Here is a 19501-nt window from a genome sequence, read left to right on the forward strand (position 1 = left end):
CAATTAAGGGTTTATTTCCCTAATTATTACAAATGTTAAATTAAAGTCTCTAATTACCCTGTAGTTAAATTCAGGTAAGCTGAGGTTATAAGTTACATATTGTTTGTTAAATCAAGTCACGGGGTCTTTTATGCAGTTGCGTTCACTCACGGTCGTTTTTATTTCCTGTCTCATCACCTTTCTATCGTGGGTGATTACTCCCTCAGCTGTAGCCCTGACACAGATTAAACTATTTGATGTCTCTTATAAAGATTGTCCACCAGAACTAGCACAAGGGGCTGTTATCAGTAGTGGTAGCGCCGCTGCCAATTGTTTTCTTGTCATTGGCAAAGCAGAAAATGGCACTAATAAGACAGTCTACGACGCAGATATTTTTGGACGCATCTATGATGCCAATAATGACTCGGTGATGCAAAACCGGACTCGCTTAGGTTCTATTACCGAGGTGCCACCAGGCATTAGCGATTTTGAATTGAGGATTTCTGTACCTGCGAATCAGCCTACTCCGTTGAAGCTAAAGCAGTTTAAGGCTGCCGGGTTTAGTGGTCAAGTGCGTAGATAATAAATTTTAACTTTTACGGCTAAAAGTCTCGCAGTTTATCGAAATATTCGGTATTGGGATAAATAGCTGACAAATAGGAATAGTCCCTTGACAGAATGTAGCGTGTAGCGATGCTGCTTTCTTTCATAGTAAAATCCCACTTTGGCAGTATTTCTCTAATGAAGAGATCGCTGTTGGGCACTTGACCTTGCATAAGTCTGAGCTAGTTAGCCCAGACCTAAAATTCATTAGTTGAACATGGAATAAAATGCAAGTTCTGTGTTATCAGACGGCTTGCAAACCACCACCTACTATTTGAAGCAGTATAATCGCTAACATTGGCGAAAAATCAATGCCGCCCAATGGGGGAATAATTCTGCGAAATAGATTCAGATAAGGGTCAGTTATCTGGCTCAAAGCAGCAAATGGTTGGTCATACCAGTTAATCGTCGGGAACCAGGTCAACAGCACGCGAATCAGCAGCAGAAAAGTATAAATCTGCGTAAAAGTAGCCAGAGTGTTAATCAGTAACTCTAGAGGATTCATGGATAGTTTGGTTTCCTACTAAGTGTCAAACGCGGTCTTATCTTTTAATTTTAATTTAGTCCATGTCATGGTGTTTGCGGATTCCACATTTACCATATTTGACACTTTCACCACGCCTGAACAAACCTCAGGAGTCTTTAGTGAGGGTGCGTTCATTGCTTGCTTGGGGTGAACCGCCATTAACATTTCCCAGTTGCTTTCGCACTTCATCAATTGTGGCATTTAGCTGGGCAATTTTATCTTCTAGCGATCGCCTAGCCGTTTCTATGCCAATGCTCTCACTTTCTGAGGCTTTCATCTGACGCCGCTTTGCCGCTATCTTCTTAGCTTCGAGTTGGCTATCTGTAAGTTCTGCCTCCTCCTCCGTTAGCAATTCTGGATCGCGTCGAGAAGCAATCAGGGCCCCGATGACACCGCCAAATACGCCACCGACAACCGCCCCTGCTAAAAAACCACTGCCAAAACCATCTCGCTGACTCATATCTTTACCGCCTTCAACAAACCTTGCAACTTTTACAGTAGTTATGCTATTTTCCTGCCCTAGCTGCATACTAGCTTAAGTCCCAAAGATGCGATCGCCTGCATCTCCCAATCCCGGTACAATATACCCCTTGCTGTTCAGTTTTTCGTCAATAGTCGCGGTGTAAATTATTAAACCTGGATAAGCTTCACTCAGTTTTTGCAAAGCTGGTGGAGCCGCCACTACACTAATAATCCGCGTCAAGGCTGGATCAGCACCCCGTTGTGTCAATTCTGCCATTGCTGCCATGATTGATCCCCCGGTTGCCAACATTGGATCGGTAATCAACACTCGTGTTTGGGGGTCAAATTTTTCTGGTAACTTGTTCAGATAACAATGAGGTTGCAGTGTCTCTTCATCTCGCGCCAAGCCAAGGTGGTAAATCGATGCTAAAGGCAATAAAGTCTGCGCTCCCTCAAGTAATCCTAGTCCAGCCCGCAGAATCGGCACTACTGCCATAGGCACTTGCGGATCAATCACCGTTGCTGGACAGGTATCCAAGGGACTCTGCACCGCTGTTTCTTGGGTCGGCAACCAGTCTCGCGCAGCTTCATAAGTCAGCCATCTTCCCAACTCAGTCATGGCACTGCGAAATAGGACTGAAGGTGTGCCTGCATCACGGGCAACTGCCAGCCAGTGTTTGATCAGGGGATGGGGTGGAACATAAACGCGCAATTGTAGCGTCATAGCCGGAAACAGGCGCCTTTTTATTGTATGAGAACTGAAACACCATAATACTCCTTCCTGCATCCGGCTGACAGCTGATCAATTAACACTCTCATTTTTATTGATAAAAATTTTCATTAATAGTTGACATTAATTGTCAATCAAGGTTATATTGTTATACAGTGTTCTCCTCTCTTTTAAGGATCGGCAGACGGGATTAGCCAGCAGTAGCAGGCTCGTCCCTCTTTTTTGTCATTAGGTATTGGAAAATAAACAAAAGACTAATGACAAAAGGCAAAAATGCAAGATATTGATGCGATCGTGATTGGGTCTGGGATTGGCGGATTAGTAACAGCGACTCAGTTAGCAGCGAAGGGAGCGAAAGTGCTGGTACTGGAACGTTATTTGATTCCAGGTGGTAGCGCTGGTTATTTTGAACGCCAAGGCTATCGATTTGATGTTGGCGCATCGATGATTTTTGGGCTGGGACAAAATGGTACTACCAACTTACTCACCCGTGCATTATCAGCTGTAAATGTCAGCCAAGAAGCGATCGCAGATCCGGTGCAGATTCACTATCATCTACCCCAAGGTTTAAACTTGAAGGTTGACCGGGTTTATGAAAAATTTTTGCAAAATCTTACTGCTCATTTTCCTCATGAAGAACAGGGGATTCGTCGCTTTTATGACGAATGCCAAAAAGTATTCAAGTGTCTCAACAGCATGGATTTGCTGTCGCTGGAAGAACCTCGGTATCTACTGCGGGTATTTTTCCAGCATCCTTTGGCGTGTCTCGGTTTAGCTAAGTATCTGCCCCAAAATGCTGGCGACGTGGCGCGACGCTACATCAAAGACCCGCAATTATTGAAATTTATCGATATGGAATGTTATTGCTGGTCGGTGGTTCCATCGGACATGACACCAATGATTAATGCTGGGATGGTTTTTTCTGACAGGCATTATGGCGGAGTTAACTATCCCAAAGGCGGAGTGGGACAAATTGCCCAAAAACTGGTGGAAGGTCTAGAAAAGGCTGGAGGTAAGATTCAGTACCAAGCTAGAGTCACGAAGATTCTCACAGAACAGGGAAAAGCGGTAGGTGTGCAACTGGCTAATGGTAAAGTATATCGGGGTAAACGCATAGTTTCTAATGCTACACGCTGGGATACATTTGAACAATTATTACCAGCAGAAGCAATGCCACATAATGAGAAAAAGTGGCAACAAAATTATCAAAAATCTCCAAGCTTCTTGAGTTTACACATCGGGGTAAAGGAGTCAGTTTTACCTGCGAAAACAGAGTGTCACCATATTTTGCTGGAAGATTGGGAAAAGATGACAGCAGTGGAAGGCACAGTTTTTGTTTCGATTCCCACATTGCTTGATCCAGATTTAGCACCTAGTGGATATCACATCATTCATGCCTTCACGCCTCACTGGATTGAGGATTGGCAAAAACTTTCTCCCAGTGAGTACGAAGCGAAGAAAGAAGAGGCGGCTTGGCGAATTATTGACCGCCTAGAGAAGATTTTTCCAGGCTTAGATGCTGGATTGGATTATCTGGAAGTGGGAACACCCCGCAGCCATCGCCGCTTTTTGGGTCGTCATGATGGCACCTATGGCCCAATCCCCCGGCGCAAGTTGCGGGGGTTATTAAGTATGCCCTTTAATCGCACAGCTATTCCAGGACTTTATTGTGTGGGGGATAGTACTTTTCCTGGTCAAGGATTGAATGCAGTCGCTTTTTCTGGGTTTGCTTGCGCCCATCGCATTGCCGTAGATTTAAGATTGTGAAGTACCCCTTTAGAGTTCCGTCAAATGCTATTGACGCTCTCGATTCCAGGCTTTGACCAAATGTATGGCTGAAATGGTTTATCAAGAGGCGTTTTAGCAATGTGGTTTGTGTAGTTGTGCATCACTTTAATTGCTATGCCCAGAATGACTTCTAGTACTTGTTGCTTATCATAACCAACTGCTAAAAATTCCTGAATTTCAGCATCTTCAACCCAACCCCGTGCTTGAATTATTCGTTGCGTAAAACAGCGCAGTGCTTGCAATTTTGGCTCTTTGAGTGGTGTATTATCACGTAGCGCTTGAATATCTTCACTCTTCATACCCATCATCTTTGCCAAGCCGGAGTGGGCTGCCATGCAGTAGTGACACTCGTGTTCATAATTCACAGTCAAATAAATGATTTGCTGTTCAATTGGGCTGAAACTTGTCGTAGTAAACAAATCCCATAGTGTCATCGAACCTTTGAGCAATGCTGGTGCTTGGGCGAAAACTCCCTCTAAATTTGGAATAAACCCAAACGTTTGTTGTGCGTGAACTAATGCTGCTTTAGAGTCTTCAGGCGCGGTATCAATCGTGTAAATGGTAAATTCCATTGGTTGTTGCCTCAAATGTACAAAAAAAAGTAGACAAACTTGTCTACTAAAAGTTGGTGTTATTGTATTTCAAAGGAGACAATCTTGTCTACTCATTTAACTATGACTACTGAATCAAGTCACGCTCGGCAACAAATCCTGGAAACGGCTTCTGAACTCTTCTACCAGAAGGGGATTCAGCATGTCGGTATTAATGAAGTCATTGCAGCCTCAGGTGTTGCTAAACGGACGCTTTACCGTTGGTTTCCTTCCAAAGACTTATTAATCGAGGAAGTGATGAAATATCGCGCTATCCAGTGGTTATGCTGGTTTGAAGATGCAGTTTCAGAGCGAGGCATTACACCCAAAGAACGCTTATTAGGAACGTTTGATGTGTTGCGTGAATGGTACTCAAGTCCCAATTTTCGGGGTTGTCCCTTCATCAATGCTGTTTTGGAAATTGCCGATGCCTCTCATAAAGCACATCAGGTTTCGGTAGACCTACGTGAGTCAATTCGACAAATTATTGTGCGCTTGGCGGCTGATGCAGGCGTTAAAAATCCAGAATTCTTTTCGCAACAGTACCTTCTGCTGATTGGAGGAGCCAGCTTAATGGCAACAATCGAACAGTCACCGAACGGAGCAACATTTGCTCAAAGTGCGCTCTCGGTTCTGATTGATGCCAACATAGGAAATTGACATGAACACATGGTCAATTACACAAAAGAAATTAGGTAGACTTCGCTTATATAGCCGCGATTTCTAGTTGTTCGGTGTTCTGGTACAAGATGTAAGTCAACTTAGTTAACAGAGCTAGATGATTTGAATTTTACTTGCAGCTTTTGTAGCTTTTTGTCTAGCCTCTTGGACATTCACACCTTTCGCTAAAGCTACGCCCATTCGCCGATATGGATGGGCACTAGGTTTACCAAATAATTTAATATCTACATCTTTTTCTGACAAAGCATCAGCTACACCACTAAAAGCAATAGAATCAGATTTTTGTGAGGCCAAAATTACTGCACTAGCTGATGCTCCTAGCTGTTCTATATGAGGAATTGGCAAGTCTAATATAGCTCGCAGATGTAGTTCAAATTCATTGAGATTTTGTGAGATTAATGTCACCATTCCCGTATCGTGAGGTCTGGGAGAAAGTTCAGAAAAAATCACTTCATCTTTAGTAATGAAAAACTCAACGCCAAAAATTCCGGCTCCTCCTAATGCATCAGTGACTTTTATGGCTATTTCTTGAGCTTTTAATATTTTGTCTTCAGAAATTAGTGCAGGTTGCCACGATTCTTGATAATCGCCTCTTTCTTGGCGATGGCCAATAGGAGAACAAAAAATTGTCGGTGCATTCCACTGTTTAATTGTCAGTAAAGTGATCTCAATTTCAAAGTTAATAAATTCTTCTACGATGACCTTTTGACTGTCTCCTCTAGAATTAGCGATCGCATAATTCCAAGCCTTCTCAACTTCACTCTTATCCTGCACTACAGACTGACCTTTACCAGAAGATGACATCACAGGTTTAACAACATTACCAAACCCAATTTCATCAGAAACTGCAATCAATTCTTCTAGAGTTGTTGCATAACCATATTTAGCCGTTCTGATGCCTAATTCTTGATGTGCCAGTTCCCGAATTCTGTCGCGGTTCATTGTATAGTTAGTAGCAGCCGCAGTCGGTATAACTGTAATTCCTCGCTGTTCAAATTCAAGCAGTTTTTCTGTTCTAATTGCTTCGATTTCTGGTATAATAATATCTGGCTGGTGTTTTGTCACTACAGCTTCTAAATCATCAGCACTGAGCATAGAAATAACTTCATAAGCATCAGCAACTTGCATCGCCGGAGCATTAGCGTAGCGGTCAACTGCAACCACATAATTACCAAGACGTTGAGCAGCGATCGCAAATTCTTTGCCTAGTTCTCCTGAACCCAGCAACATCAATTTTTGGGGCAACTTAATACTCATTAACTTATCCAGGTTAATCTCAATTTAATAATTTTATAATTTTGTGTGTTTTAATTACCATCTTCTCAAAAATTAAATCTAGCACCCCGTAGTTGTAAATCTTGACGTTGCAGATGATTTAAACCAGTACCTACTCCAAGCTGACACTTATCTACTAGTGTCTCTAACCAAATAGTCTCGTTCAGAGTTGTACCTCGTAAATCGGCATTTCTCAAGTCGGCTTTCGTAAAATTTGCAAATAAGAGGTCTGCATTGACTAAACTGCTACCTTGTAAATTTGCTCCTGATAAGTTTCCTCGGATGAAATTTACGCCATCTAAAATTAAACCAGATAAATCTGCTCCTATAAGATTAGGAAATTTTAGCTGACTTGGATATTTAAAAAATCGCATCATACAAATGATATTTGCTTCATTTAGTCGTATCTTGGTTAAAAATTCATAACGAGCTATACCCAATTGTTTAAGAATTTGCAGACGCTGTGGAGGACTTTGTTCTAAAAACTGAATGGCTGTGTGGCGTAGGTCGTGAGTACGGTGATTTAACATAATTTCTGATTGTAGTGATACTTAAAAAGATTAAAAATTGAACAGATGATGTCAGTAAATAATAGATAATATAGCAGTCCTAAATCATTCATGAAAAACAATAACCCCGATTTTTCAAAGTAATCGGGGTTCTAAATTTAGAGATAACTACTTACCTAACGTCCTGCCAATAATGCTTTCGTAGCAGACTCACCTGCTAATCTCACCTGCCTTGTTAACTGAAAGTTTAACAACGCTAGAACACTCAACTCGGCGAGGAGTGCCATAAAAATTGTTGTCGTCCCAGCGTATTCTATAGCTGCCCAAGGAAAAGTTGAAAACAGCCATACATTAGGATATTTCCACGAGGAGATGCCGATAACTTCTAGAATCATCGGTGGTAGGAACGTGATTGCACCTATAGTACCTATTGCCCAAAAAGAACGTTTGGGAGTTTTGAGCAAAAGTATCAATTGAGCGACGGTAGCATAAATCATCATTAAGCTGATAGACAAAGCTATAGCTAAAAGTACTTTAAACCTGCCAATATCGTGACTCAGCAAATTTTGGCCATCGTTCGCATCAAAAACAGATGTAAATGAAATCCAAACTAGCCAAGGGATAGTAACAATTGTAAGATTAATTGCGATCGCTACGAGTGCAGGGCTTTTTTCAGCCCATATTAGATCCTGCCAAACACTCTTGTGGCTAGAAAATCCTTGATGTCGATATCTTGCCCAATCTTGTACATCTTGGCGGTGAGGAGAAAGAACCGCAATTAAACTTAAAATTAACGCCAAGTTGTAAAGTACCAGTAAAATATAATTTTCCCCAACCTGTTCAACCCATCTTTCGTTATTTTTACCAACTTGTAGAGCAAATCCCCACATCATGAACTGGCAAAAAGCTACTAATAAATAACTTTGCTTTTTGCTGATTATTGAGCCTTCAGGATTACGAAAGCAACGTTTCAGAGCTTGCAAAATCCCGTAACTGCACAATCCAAAGTTAAGTAAGTGGAAACCAACAACACTAACAACACTTGCCCCTAATGGTAAATAGAAAAACTGCCAGTTTTTCAGGGGATAACCATTAGATAGATTGAACAAATTAGGAAAAAGATAATTTGTTACATCCCAAGGACTAAAGAGTCTGAACCAAGCAGTTGAATTATTTAAATTGTTGTTATAAGACGATGCCAGTACCATTGTTGTGAACAAAAAAAGCAATACTGCACCACTACCTAACCAAGGCTGAAAACCGCTGAACCAACGACTAACTAAGCCAAAGAGTAATGCAGCACTGTAGAATAAAATACAGCTAGCAGCAAGAATTGCGTAGTAACTCAAAATGTAACTAAAGGCAATTTTGGCAGAACGCCCAGCCCACAAATGTAAAGGAATTGCTGCTAAGATAACGAGATAAATTAAACTCGGAACTCCTAGCAACTTGCCAGTCAATATACTTGTTTCTGATTGGGGACTGAGACGGATGAAATTCAGCGTACCACGAGTTTCTTCTTTGGCTAAGTCGTTGATTAATAAATAAGTCCCTGCAACTAATAGTGTAAATACAAAAATTACACTAAACGCTAAAAATATATATTCCCAATGGTCTCGCCACCACAACTGCAAATCAATTTCATTTTCTGGGCAAAAATTATTTGAAATTAAATCATTTAAATCATTAATTTTAGATGGAGATGATTGTTGGTAAATCTCTTTTTGCCGCCATTCATATACTTTACGCAAACGACAGTATTCGCCAGTAAGAGAGTATTCATCACCAGGGAAATCGCGGAACTGATATAAAAAAACTACCAGTTGCAGTAATAAGGATGTTGCAACTGCGATCGCTACATTAAAAAATTTCAGCCGTCCTTTGAGTTCCCGCAATAGTTGCGGATTCCAATCGCCAATTTTGTCTATTAAATTGAGCATCATAGCAAAAAATTCTCCAAAAATGGGGAGTGATATTTATTGACGAATCAAGATGCTTGCTTGTGACCTAATTTTAAGAAAATAGTTTCTAAGTCTTCTTGTGTGCAGTGAAAATCAGTCAGAGGAATACCTGCTTTAATGAGCGATCGCAACAACTCAGCACTATCTTCATCTTTGCCCGAAAAATTCACCCTTATACTATTTTTTCCTGATATCACCTCCCACTCTTCTACTAAATGATGATGTTTCAATTCCCTTAATAGTGCTTCTAGGTTACCCAGAGTTGATATCACAATTTGCTGGTGGGAAAGACGTTGATAAAGTTGCTTTAGGGAAGTACTTTCTACCAAAAAGCCAAGTTCCATAATTCCCACAGAAGTACACAGTTCCGCTAAATCACTAAGAACATGGGAAGAAATAATTACAGTCATCCCAGCTTCTTGCAAAGCCTTGATAATTTCACGGAAGTGCATCCTGGCGATGGGGTCAAGTCCAGAAACAGGCTCATCTAGTAGTAGTAAAATCGGTTCGTGGATAATGGTTCGCGCTAAACTTAAGCGCTGTTTCATCCCCCGCGACAGAGTAGAAATCTGGCTATTACGTTTATTTCCAAGTTGGATTAATTCTAAAACTTCATGCAGGCGTTGAGTGCGGCGTGGTTCTCGCAAACGATACAGACGTGCAAAATAATCTAGGTAGTCCCAGACTGTCAAATCCTCATACAATGGGTAGTCATCAGGTAAGTAGCCTAGACGACGCTTAAGTTTGGGATTACTCTTGTCACGGAGTAGGCGATCGCCATTAATATAAATCTCACCCGTAGTTGGTTCCTCAGCAGTTGCCAACATTCGGATGAGAGTTGTTTTACCCGCGCCATTCGGCCCAATCAGTCCGTATACTTCTCCCGCCTGGATTTCTAAATCAACATCATTGACAGCAACATGTCGGTCAAATTGCTTAGTTAGTCCACGGGTGCAAATTGCTAATTCTTTTACCATCGCTGCTGGGGTGCGGCTTGTGATTAACAGTTAACCTAACCTTTTTCTACAGCTTCTGTCAGTCTGGTTTCGGAAATTGAAACTGACTGTAAGGAAATTGGCGACATAAAAAAGTAGTTAAGGCATAAGCTTTAACTACTTTTTAATTCTTATTGTGCTATTTAGGAAAACTTTGCAACTAAAACCTTGACTTTTTACTCTACTATCAAGTTATTTCGGATAGTGGTGGGATGGCGTTATTAATCCCATTACCAGATGAACCGTTAACTGTATAACGGTATTCGGGAATTGGATATCCAGCTTCGCTAAAGGTTTCACGGATAGCTTTATTAGTGTCGAAGTAAACCTGCCAGTAGTGGTCATTATTGCAATAAGGACGTACTGCTAGTACAGGCCCTGCAAAGTTGAAATCCTGAATTTCTACATCCGGTGCTGGATTTTGAAGGACATTAGGAATTTGGCTAATTTTCGCTTTCAAAAGTGCGATCGCTTCGTTATGTCTCACATCATGATGGAGTTGAGCTACCAAATCAACCCGACGGTAAGGATTGGCAGAATAATTCTGGATATTGTCAGCAAAGATTTTATTATTGGCAACAATCGTCAATACATTATCAGGTGTATTAATACTAGTTGTGAACAGCCCAAGTTCTGTAACAGTACCTGTGACACCTGCTGTCGTAATGAAATCACCAACTTTGAATGGTCGAAAAACGATTAAAAATGCTCCGGCTGCAAAGTTTGCTAGTAGTCCTCCCCATGCTGCACCAATTGCAATGCCGGCTCCTGCTAGCAATGCAGCAAAGGAAGTTGTTTCAACCCCAAAGAAGCCGAGAATTGCCACAACTAGAACAATTCTCAACGTAACGCCAATGATATTCAGAAGATAGTTAATCAGTGTCGGATCAACCTGTTGGCTTCGGAAAGCACGTCGGGCTAGCTTCAATCCAAAATCAATCAAGCGTTGAGCAATCAGCCACAGAGCGATTGCACCTAAAACTTTCAGCCCAAACTGAGTTAAAAGTTGACTAGCAACTACGCTAATTTGTCTGAAATCCATAATTTTTTATTTTTTTGTTTGAGAATTATTAAACACAATAAACATACAATAAATTAAATAAAAATCTCCTATAGATACTTTTTTTTAATTTTTGGTGTGCTACGCAGTAAAAAGCAAAGTGTTATCGAAGAATGTCTGGAAATTTTTGGACGAATATAAATAGTTTCTGGTGGGGTAGGCATCTTACCTGCCCTAAGAGCTGATTCGTAAAGAAAATCTAAAGAGAACTGAATTTGACTTTACTCAGGTTATAGGCTAAATCGAGTGTAGTTATGTTGTTATCGATGAGCCGTCTACCAGAAATTGAGAATCCGCACCGCAAACCCTACCCAAGTGATTTAAGCGATGCCGAATGGTTAATTCTCAAGCCTCTTCTACCTACACCAAAGGGATTTGGGCATCCGGTAGAAGTAGATTTAAGAGAAATTCTCAATGCTATTTTCTACGTGCAACGTACCGGGTGTCAGTGGGAAATGCTACCTCATGACCTTCCTCCTTATACAACGGTGTACGGCTACTTTCAGAAATGGCAGCGCAAAGGTATTTGGCAACAGATTCACGACCAAGTGCGCCATCATCTACGACAAAGTTTAGGCAGAGATGAACAATCTACCGTTGCGTAGGCGTAGCCCGTCGTAGACATCGCTGACTCTCAATCAGTGAAAACAACGGAAAAAAAGGGGAGGTCTACGGTTTCGACGGTGGTAAGAAGGTTAAAGGCCGTAAGCGACATATAGTTGTGGATTCTCAAGGTTTGTTGATTGGCGTTTTAGTGACTGAAGCCAATGCGTCGGAACGTTTGGGGGCTGTGGTTGTACTGCATGAAGCGGCTGAGGAATTGTCCAAATTGGAAGTTGTTTGGGTAGATCAAGGCTATTCAGGAGAAAACTTTGCTCAAGCCGTCAAGCAAGTTTGCGGAGAACAGGTTCGTGTTGAGGTGATTGAAAGAATATCGAAAACATTTGAACGATTACCCAAGCGGTGGATTGTGGAAAGGACATTCGGCTGGCTCAATCGATTTCGGCGTTTGAGTAAGGATTATGAGTTGTACACAGAGATAAGTGAAGCAATGATTTACGGCTCATTGATTCGTCTGATGGTAAAACGAATGGCAGCTTAATCTTTTGTTTACGAATCAGCTCTAAAAGTACAAGGGGCATCATATAAATTAAAAACTCCAATGGTACATTTTGCTAGGTATGATATTTGATCTGTAAGCATTTACCTAGTAATAATCAGCTATGACCCAGAACTACCGCATTACTCTACTCCCCGGCGATGGCATTGGCCCTGAAATTATGGCAGTGGCGGTAGATGTGCTGAAAGTCGTAGGGAAGCAATTTGATCTGAAGTTTGAATTCCAAGAAGCCCTCATCGGTGGTGCAGCAATTGATGCCACGGGCGAACCCTTACCATCTGCCACTCTAGAGGCTTGCCGTAACAGTGATGCTGTGTTACTCGCTGCGATTGGTGGTTATAAGTGGGATTCGTTACCATCCAATTTACGCCCAGAAGCAGGTTTGTTAGGATTACGTGCAGGTTTAGGATTATTTGCCAATTTGCGCCCAGCGAAAATTTTGCCCCAGTTAATTGATGCTTCGACTTTGAAGCGCGAAGTTGTCGAAGGCGTGGATATTATGGTGGTGCGCGAACTCACTGGTGGGATTTACTTCGGTAAACCTAAAGGGATTTTTGCCACAGAAACTGGTGAGAAACGCGGTGTAAATACAATGGTTTACACGGAATCAGAAATTGAGCGCATTGGGCGGGTGGCCTTTGAGGCGGCTAGAAAACGCGGTGGGAAACTCTGTTCGGTAGATAAGGCGAATGTATTAGAAGTATCGCAGTTGTGGCGCGATCGCATCACCCAACTTAGTACGGAATATCCAGATATTGAACTCTCTCATTTATATGTAGATAATGCAGCTATGCAGTTGGTACGCGCTCCTAAGCAGTTCGATACCATCGTTACAGGCAACTTGTTTGGTGATATTCTTTCTGACGCTGCTGCTATGCTCACAGGTAGCATTGGGATGTTACCCTCAGCTAGTTTGGGCGCTTCTGGGCCTGGTGTGTTTGAACCAGTCCACGGTTCCGCCCCAGATATTGCCGGACTTGATAAGGCAAATCCTCTAGCGCAGGTTTTGAGTGCGGCGATGATGTTGCGTTACGGTTTAGACCAACCAAAAGCGGCAGATCACATTGAACAAGCCGTATTGCAAGTTTTAGAACAAGGCGATCGCACCGGGGATATAATTTCTCCAGGAAAAAACCTCTTAGGTTGCCGCGCTATGGGCGATGCACTGATTTTAGCTCTTGAAAAAAAATAATCAAATAATGCAACTTGGGCAATTTGGCAACCTTTGCTATAAGTTTCGGGTAGACTAAAGGGAAATCTAGCAATCAAATAACAGTCGATAGTGTACGCATTACGACAAGGTCAAGCAAATTTTACTGCCCCAAAGATCCAATCGCCTTTGATTGATCCCGCCCTAATCAGAGCCGCTGGGCAGATATACTATACTCACTGTGAAGTACATCCCGAAATAGCTGGGCAATCTTCCGGTGTAGCAATTAATCGTGTGACTCATCGAGGTAAGGTTATTTTTACTAACCAACCAGTTCTTTTACCTCAAGAATGTTTTGTGCCGTTGAGTCAAATAGAATCGCACATGTATTAGTCATTGGTCATTGGTCATTGGTCATTAGTCATTAGTTCTCGACAAAGGACAAAAGATAAACGACAAATGACACAGAACAAATGACAAAGGACAAATGACTGTATGGACATTTTGTTCGCCGTTCCGGCGAGTGTAATGGTCTTTGCTTTGGGTGCATCTATTGGCAGTTTTATCAACGTTATTGTTTATCGGCTACCTGCTGGGTTGTCAATTCTTTGGCCGCCCTCTCGTTGTCCCCACTGCTTAAACCAGCTAAAAGCTTACGACAATGTACCAGTATTTGGTTGGATTTCCTTAAGAGGGCGGTGTCGATATTGCAAAAGCAAAATTTCTGTCCGTTATCCTGTGGTAGAAGGGGTAACGGGCATAATTTTTTTAATAGTTTTTTTGGTATTTCAAGTTTCGACTTTAACAATAGGCTATTGGGCTTTTTGTAGTTGGTTATTGGCCCTATCGCTCATAGATTTAGATACAATGACCCTACCCAATCCACTTACTCAGTCGGGTTTAGTGGTGGGGATTTTATTTCAAATGGTGGTTGGTTTTTTACCAGAGGCTAGTTCCGTGGCATTGGTAAATCACCTGATGATGGCGATAGTTGGCGCAGTATTGGGTTTATGGCTGTTTGATGCGATCGCCCTATTGGGTTCAATTGCCTTTGGTAAAGCTGCAATGGGTGCGGGTGATGCCAAGTTAGCAGCCATGATGGGAGCCTGGTTAGGGTGGAAATATTTGCTCTTGGCTAGTTTTATTGCTTGTTTGCTGGGAGCGTTAGTTGGCAGCAGTCTCATTATGGGTAGACGCAAAACCGCCAGTCAAAAGACATCGCTACCAAGGTTAGGACAAAAGATGCCTTTTGGCCCTTTTCTGGCTTTAGGATCTGTGATTACTCTGTTTAGCGGCGAAGCCATTTTGTCTAGCTACCTGCGGTTATTTTTTCCAGCGTCTTGAACTGAGGACAGAAAAAGGAAATAGGGTACAGGTTACAGAGGACAGATTATTTGCTGTCACCTCTCAATACAGTTCGGATAAGGTTTTTTGATGAAAGTTATAGATCACAAAGACGTGATAAATCGCGTCTCTTCCCTTAACCGAACCGTATTGTGTTACCTCTTCTCTCACCCAAATGTGATTTCATAAGAAATATTTATAATTCGTGACTGTAACCAACATTACCCCATCTACCCTTCATATTTTGATAATATTCAGCTTGTGACTTGTATTACCCTCTTAACGACGATTAACCGTTCGCAAGCACAATTAGTGCAACAGATGCTGATTGCTCATAACCTAGCAATACGAATAATTGATTTGGGTAGGAGGGGGAAAGCATCTTATTTGGAGGTTGGTATTCTCATGGCTTTGTCAGTACGTCCATATAATTAAGTCTGCTGAAAAAAGTAGCAAGAGACTTGTATTGGCATAAGTATTTTCGTTAAGCTGGCAACCAAAGATGAAAATTAAGGTCTGAATTGCTTAAAAGCGTAGTTTGACGATGTAGCCTTTTTTCATTAATAAAGACAAATGGCAAAAGGCTAAAGACAACCCGATACGGCTTGACATGTTTTCGACCTCATACCCACTTAAAATAAAATAAAAAATGGCTAACAACGAAGAATCACGCGGTTTAAAGTCTCTATTTGATTGGTTTGCCAATCGACGGAAATCAGGATCTACCAGCCTCGAACGCCAAGAACGTGAAATTGCTGATGGACTATGGCATAAATGTTCTAAGTGTAGCGTGTTGGCATATACAAAAGACCTGAAAGCCAATCAGATGGTTTGTGCTGAATGTGGTCATCACAATCGGGTAGACAGCGATGAGCGCATCCGTCAATTGATAGATCATAATACTTGGAAACCGCTAGACGAGCATTTGCGTCCAACCGATCCGTTGGAATTTCGCGATCGCAAACTCTACAGCGATCGCCTGCGGGAAATGCAAGAGAAAATTGGCTTAATAGACGCAGTTAAAACTGGTTTAGGTCAAATTAATGGTTTACCCATTGCCCTTGGGGTTATGGACTTCCGCTTCATGGGTGGTAGCATGGGTTCGGTCGTGGGAGAAAGACTCACCCGCATGATTGAGCAAGCCACTCAACGGCGGTATCCTGTAGTTATTGTCTGCACCTCCGGGGGCGCGAGAATGCAAGAAGGAATGCTCTCCCTGATGCAGATGGCGAAAATCTCCGCAGCCCTACAGCGCCATAAAGACGCTCGACTATTATATATTCCGGTTTTGACCAATCCCACAACAGGCGGCGTTACCGCAAGTTTTGCAATGTTGGGCGATATCATTTTGGCAGAACCCAAGGCAACCATCGGTTTTGCCGGTCGGCGAGTGATTGAGCAAACCCTGCGGGAAAAACTACCTGATGATTTTCAGACTGCTGAAGATTTGCTCCTGCACGGTTTTGTTGATGATATCGTACCCCGTACCCAATTAAAGAACACCCTAACCCAGCTGATAGCCCTACACCAGCCTGTACTAACAACACCTCATATGGTGTTGTGGGAAACAATGTCCTTGACTTCTACCGCCGCAGAATAGTCAAAAGTCAAAAGTGAAGAGTTAGGAGTGAGGAGTTATGAGTGAAAAATTCATAACTCCTCACTCTTAACTTCTAACTTCTCACTTTTCAATCCCTAACCTCTGCCTGGCTCTTGAAGAAACATGAGTGGAACAAGTGCTGTTAGTCGAAATAGACTAGAGAGGGCAAACAACCCCAGCAAGCCTCCAAACTGAGCAAATTGCACTATAAAGCTGCCTATAGTTATGCCTAAAGCACCACTTGCTCCAGCAACGGCAGCTGCGATCGCAAAATAGATAGACTGATTTTTAATTGGTGCGATCGCTAATTGTATATTGTTGTTGCACAAGTCAATTGCCGCCCAAGTACCTCCAATCAAGATGTGTAACAGCGGTAACCATAACCAGATGTCAAGGCGATTAACACCAATCCCCAGCCACAGCAGTGGTGTGGCTGCAACCAAAATTCCAATACAGATGAGGATGGGACGATTGCCTATCTTGTCTGCTAATTTTCCCCACAGGATCAGCATCAGCAAAGTCGCCCCCGCCTGAAGGCTGTTGTAGATAGTCACGTAGCTCACATCCAAATCCAGTGTGTCGAGCATATAGAGGTTAAAAAAAGGACTGCTGAGGTTAACAGCAAGCGTCCAGAAGCTTAAATACAGCAGAAATCTCAAAAAGTTAGAGTTTTTCCAGATACTGCTTTCTAATTGGTTTTGTGGAGTAGGCACACTACAAGATTCATCTTTTGCAACCTCTGATTGAATCTCATTTGTTTGAGTTAACTTGCCATAATAAGTGTTTTGCGATCGCGGATTCACATCCACCTGAAAATATTGACACCCCAATCCCGCAATCCCAAACACTATACTTACCAGCAAAACCACCCCATAACCTTGGAGACTTCCACCATACCAATGTGATACAACTAGGCCAGCTATTGGTACGCAAACCAAATTGGTGAGACTAGCAGCACTATTGCGTATACCAAAATACCTGCCTCGCAATCGCCGGGGAACTATCATTGCTACCCAACTTAGCCACGATGCCGCTCCTAGTCCTCCCAAAAGACTGCTGAATAGAACAATCAAGAGTGTCAATATAACTAACTGATGAGTATTAATCGCTCCCCAGCTTACGCCTACAATACCAATTACTAGAACCAGCCATAGCAGTCGACCAATTCCGTGTGTCCGAAGAGAATATTGAAAGCGGCTGGTACTACGTTCAGATAAGTAAGCACCCAACGGCTGAATAAGATTGACCAACATTGGGATAGAGCACAGCATCCCAAATACCACTGGACTAGCACCCAATTCCACCAAGAAATTGCTGAGTAAAATTCCGCCAGTTCCAAGGGAGTAAACCGCTGCTAAGACAGAATCCGCAGTGGAGGCTTTTAAACTAGTGCGAATACTATCCTTGGGAATTCGAGAGGTTGGAGAAAGTGCTGTTGATGGTAAAGCAATCTGGGGAATTTCCAGAGTCAGTGGCGCAGTTGTTTCAACCTGAACAAAATCCATAATGTATGTTTATAAGTAAAGCATTCTGGGAGTAATCCGGTTGCAAAGGAACTCAGTATGCTTTTTTAGCATTTCTGATAATTTTTCGTTATTTTAGCTTGCAATTCTCAACAAAAATTTCAAATAAGTAAAATTTCACTCCTTAGCAACAGAAGGTATAAGTAAGAAGAAAGAAACTATTATCTGTCTGTGATCAAGAAAAAATTATTTAATTTTTTGGGATTGGTGATGGCGATCGCGATCGCTATTATTGCTTGTCAAAGCCTACAATTACCAAGCAAACCGTTAGCATCTACCGCAGTCACCATTAAGCTCAGTGGATGGGGAGGCTCTCCTGTTGAGCAAAAACTTTTGAGGCAGGTACTGCAAGACTTTGAAGCACAACATCCAACTATTAAGGTCAAATATGAGGTAATTTCTGACCAATACATGGATGTAATCAAAACTCGTTTAGTTGGGGAAGCTGCGCCCGATGTCTTTTATCTGGATGCCCTAGAAGCTCCTTTCTTGATGAGTCAAAATGTCCTGGAACCGTTAGAAAGTTATATCACCCCCGAATTTGACCTAGCGGACTTCGAGCATACCCTACTCGACAGTTTCAAATACCAGAACCAGATTTATGGTCTTCCCAAAGACTATTCCACCCTTGCTCTGTTTTATAACAAAAAAGCCTTCGCCGCCGCAGGGTTGAGTAATCCGCCGGCTACTTGGGATGAACTACGTAACTACTCGAAGCAATTGACAGGCAAACTTAATAGATACGGCTTTGGAGAAATTCCAGAATTAGCGCGTCAGGCTTATAAAATTAAAGCCTTTGGTGGGCAACTCGTTGATCAAAATGGTTATGCTACCTTTGCCAGTGAGGCAGGATTACAGGGTTTAGAGTTGGTGGTAGACCAGTATCAAAAAGACCGCTCCTCAGCCCAAAAATCTGATGTAGGGACAAACTCAGGTAGTGAAATGTTTGGTCAGAGTAAAGTGGCTATGGTAATTGAAGGTAACTGGGCAATTCCCTACTTAACTGAAACCTTTCCCCAAGTAGAGTTTGCTACTGCACCAGTGCCTACTATTAATGACAAAAAAGGCACGATGGTGTTTACAGTTGCCTACGTAATGAATAAGCAAGCACAACACAAAGCCGAAGCCTGGGAGTTGATTTCTTATCTCACAGGTAAAGAAGGAATGCAGAAGTGGACAGGAACAGGATTTGCTTTGCCAACCCGGAAATCAGTGGCAAAGAATTTGGGTTACGACCAAGATCCATTGCGATCGCCATTAGTGGCGGGAGTGGATTATGCTACACCGTGGCAGGTAGGTCAGTATCCAGCTGCGATCGTGAATAACTTTGAGAATCAATTTGTCAGTGCCTTGTTGGGACAACAACCATTAAAGCAAGCGATGGTGCGGGCAGAAAATGAAGCTAATCAGCAGATTAAAGCAATGGATTAAGCAATTAAAAATTGTCCTATTTCTTACTCTCACATTCGTTTAACTTAACTCTTCAATTATTTTGAAATTTTGGCAATTCCAAGTTCAAAGCACGAAGTTCCGAGTTCTGAGGTCAAAATTCCAAGTTCAAAGCACGGAGTTCTGAGTTCTGAGGTCGAAATTTCGAGTTCAAAG

18 protein-coding genes and 1 pseudogene are annotated in these 19501 nt (G+C 42.2%); 9 read left to right on the forward strand and 10 right to left on the reverse strand.

Translation table 11 applies throughout. From position 1 onward, the window contains the following. The first annotated feature begins 130 nt into the window (after window positions 1-130). The gene (locus tag ACEYW6_RS01525) at window positions 131-562 is read left to right on the forward strand and encodes a biotin carboxylase (RefSeq protein WP_412978359.1); all 432 of its coding nucleotides are present in this window, start codon (window positions 131-133) and stop codon (window positions 560-562) included. Between the two features lie 264 nt (window positions 563-826). Here the strand turns inward: ACEYW6_RS01525 and ACEYW6_RS01530 are convergent, their stop codons facing one another. The 3 genes from ACEYW6_RS01530 to upp form a co-directional block, all read right to left on the reverse strand. Next, window positions 827-1087 (reverse strand): YggT family protein, encoded by a 261-nt coding sequence (locus tag ACEYW6_RS01530; RefSeq protein WP_190890983.1) that lies wholly within the window; start codon window positions 1085-1087, stop codon window positions 827-829. Window positions 1088-1214: 127 nt separating this feature from the next. Beyond that, complete coding sequence (locus tag ACEYW6_RS01535; protein ID WP_190891464.1) at window positions 1215-1568, reverse strand: hypothetical protein; 354 nt, start codon at window positions 1566-1568, stop codon at window positions 1215-1217. Between the two features lie 75 nt (window positions 1569-1643). After that, on the reverse strand, window positions 1644-2294 hold the full coding sequence (upp, locus tag ACEYW6_RS01540; protein ID WP_412978360.1) for a uracil phosphoribosyltransferase: 651 nt from the start codon (window positions 2292-2294) through the stop codon (window positions 1644-1646). Window positions 2295-2573: 279 nt separating this feature from the next. Here upp and crtH point away from each other — a divergent pair, with 279 nt between their 5' ends. Next, on the forward strand, window positions 2574-4067 hold the full coding sequence (gene crtH, locus ACEYW6_RS01545) for a carotenoid isomerase (RefSeq protein WP_412978361.1): 1494 nt from the start codon (window positions 2574-2576) through the stop codon (window positions 4065-4067). A gap of 20 nt (window positions 4068-4087) precedes the next feature. Here crtH and ACEYW6_RS01550 read toward each other — a convergent pair whose 3' ends face one another. Further along, window positions 4088-4660, reverse strand: coding sequence for a carboxymuconolactone decarboxylase family protein (locus ACEYW6_RS01550; RefSeq protein ID WP_412978362.1), 573 nt, complete (start codon window positions 4658-4660; stop codon window positions 4088-4090). A gap of 102 nt (window positions 4661-4762) precedes the next feature. Here ACEYW6_RS01550 and ACEYW6_RS01555 point away from each other — a divergent pair, with 102 nt between their 5' ends. Next, a complete protein-coding gene (locus ACEYW6_RS01555) occupies window positions 4763-5338 on the forward strand; it encodes a TetR/AcrR family transcriptional regulator (protein ID WP_190890993.1) in 576 nt (191 codons plus the stop codon). Between the two features lie 114 nt (window positions 5339-5452). On the opposite strand, the gene purT is transcribed toward ACEYW6_RS01555, so the two are convergent. The 5 genes from purT to ACEYW6_RS01580 form a co-directional block, all read right to left on the reverse strand. Beyond that, window positions 5453-6616, reverse strand: coding sequence for a formate-dependent phosphoribosylglycinamide formyltransferase (gene purT / locus ACEYW6_RS01560; protein ID WP_412978363.1), 1164 nt, complete (start codon window positions 6614-6616; stop codon window positions 5453-5455). Between the two features lie 65 nt (window positions 6617-6681). Further along, window positions 6682-7164: a pentapeptide repeat-containing protein gene (locus ACEYW6_RS01565; protein ID WP_412978364.1), complete on the reverse strand. Its 483-nt coding sequence runs from the start codon at window positions 7162-7164 to the stop codon at window positions 6682-6684. 155 nt (window positions 7165-7319) lie between these two features. Then, window positions 7320-9086, reverse strand: a complete 1767-nt coding sequence (locus ACEYW6_RS01570) for an ABC transporter permease subunit (RefSeq protein ID WP_412978365.1) — start codon at window positions 9084-9086, stop codon at window positions 7320-7322. Between the two features lie 44 nt (window positions 9087-9130). After that, on the reverse strand, window positions 9131-10081 hold the full coding sequence (locus ACEYW6_RS01575; RefSeq protein ID WP_196512883.1) for an ABC transporter ATP-binding protein: 951 nt from the start codon (window positions 10079-10081) through the stop codon (window positions 9131-9133). 205 nt (window positions 10082-10286) lie between these two features. Beyond that, complete coding sequence (locus ACEYW6_RS01580; RefSeq protein WP_196512855.1) at window positions 10287-11141, reverse strand: mechanosensitive ion channel family protein; 855 nt, start codon at window positions 11139-11141, stop codon at window positions 10287-10289. Between the two features lie 284 nt (window positions 11142-11425). On the opposite strand from ACEYW6_RS01580, the pseudogene ACEYW6_RS01585 reads away from it, so the two are divergent. The 5 genes and pseudogenes from ACEYW6_RS01585 (at window position 11426) to accD (ending at window position 16373) form a co-directional block, all read left to right on the forward strand. Continuing rightward, a pseudogene (locus ACEYW6_RS01585) lies at window positions 11426-12261 on the forward strand (IS5 family transposase). Between the two features lie 121 nt (window positions 12262-12382). Further along, on the forward strand, window positions 12383-13471 hold the full coding sequence (gene leuB / locus ACEYW6_RS01590) for a 3-isopropylmalate dehydrogenase (protein WP_412978366.1): 1089 nt from the start codon (window positions 12383-12385) through the stop codon (window positions 13469-13471). A gap of 90 nt (window positions 13472-13561) precedes the next feature. Continuing rightward, the gene (locus ACEYW6_RS01595) at window positions 13562-13822 is read left to right on the forward strand and encodes a hypothetical protein (protein WP_190891010.1); all 261 of its coding nucleotides are present in this window, start codon (window positions 13562-13564) and stop codon (window positions 13820-13822) included. Window positions 13823-13924: 102 nt separating this feature from the next. Further along, complete coding sequence (locus tag ACEYW6_RS01600) at window positions 13925-14773, forward strand: prepilin peptidase (RefSeq protein WP_412978367.1); 849 nt, start codon at window positions 13925-13927, stop codon at window positions 14771-14773. Between the two features lie 649 nt (window positions 14774-15422). Then, window positions 15423-16373, forward strand: a complete 951-nt coding sequence (gene accD, locus ACEYW6_RS01605; RefSeq protein ID WP_190891018.1) for an acetyl-CoA carboxylase, carboxyltransferase subunit beta — start codon at window positions 15423-15425, stop codon at window positions 16371-16373. Window positions 16374-16468: 95 nt separating this feature from the next. Here accD and ACEYW6_RS01610 read toward each other — a convergent pair whose 3' ends face one another. Then, window positions 16469-17878 carry an MFS transporter gene (locus ACEYW6_RS01610; RefSeq protein WP_412978368.1) on the reverse strand — a complete coding sequence of 470 codons (1410 nt, stop codon included), beginning with the start codon at window positions 17876-17878 and terminating at the stop codon, window positions 16469-16471. Between the two features lie 228 nt (window positions 17879-18106). On the opposite strand from ACEYW6_RS01610, the gene ACEYW6_RS01615 reads away from it, so the two are divergent. Next, window positions 18107-19327, forward strand: a complete 1221-nt coding sequence (locus ACEYW6_RS01615) for an ABC transporter substrate-binding protein (RefSeq protein WP_412978437.1) — start codon at window positions 18107-18109, stop codon at window positions 19325-19327. Window positions 19328-19501 lie beyond the last annotated feature (174 nt).

Source organism: Nostoc sp. UIC 10607 (assembly GCF_047228265.1).
GTDB lineage: Bacteria > Cyanobacteriota > Cyanobacteriia > Cyanobacteriales > Nostocaceae > Nostoc > Nostoc foliaceum_A.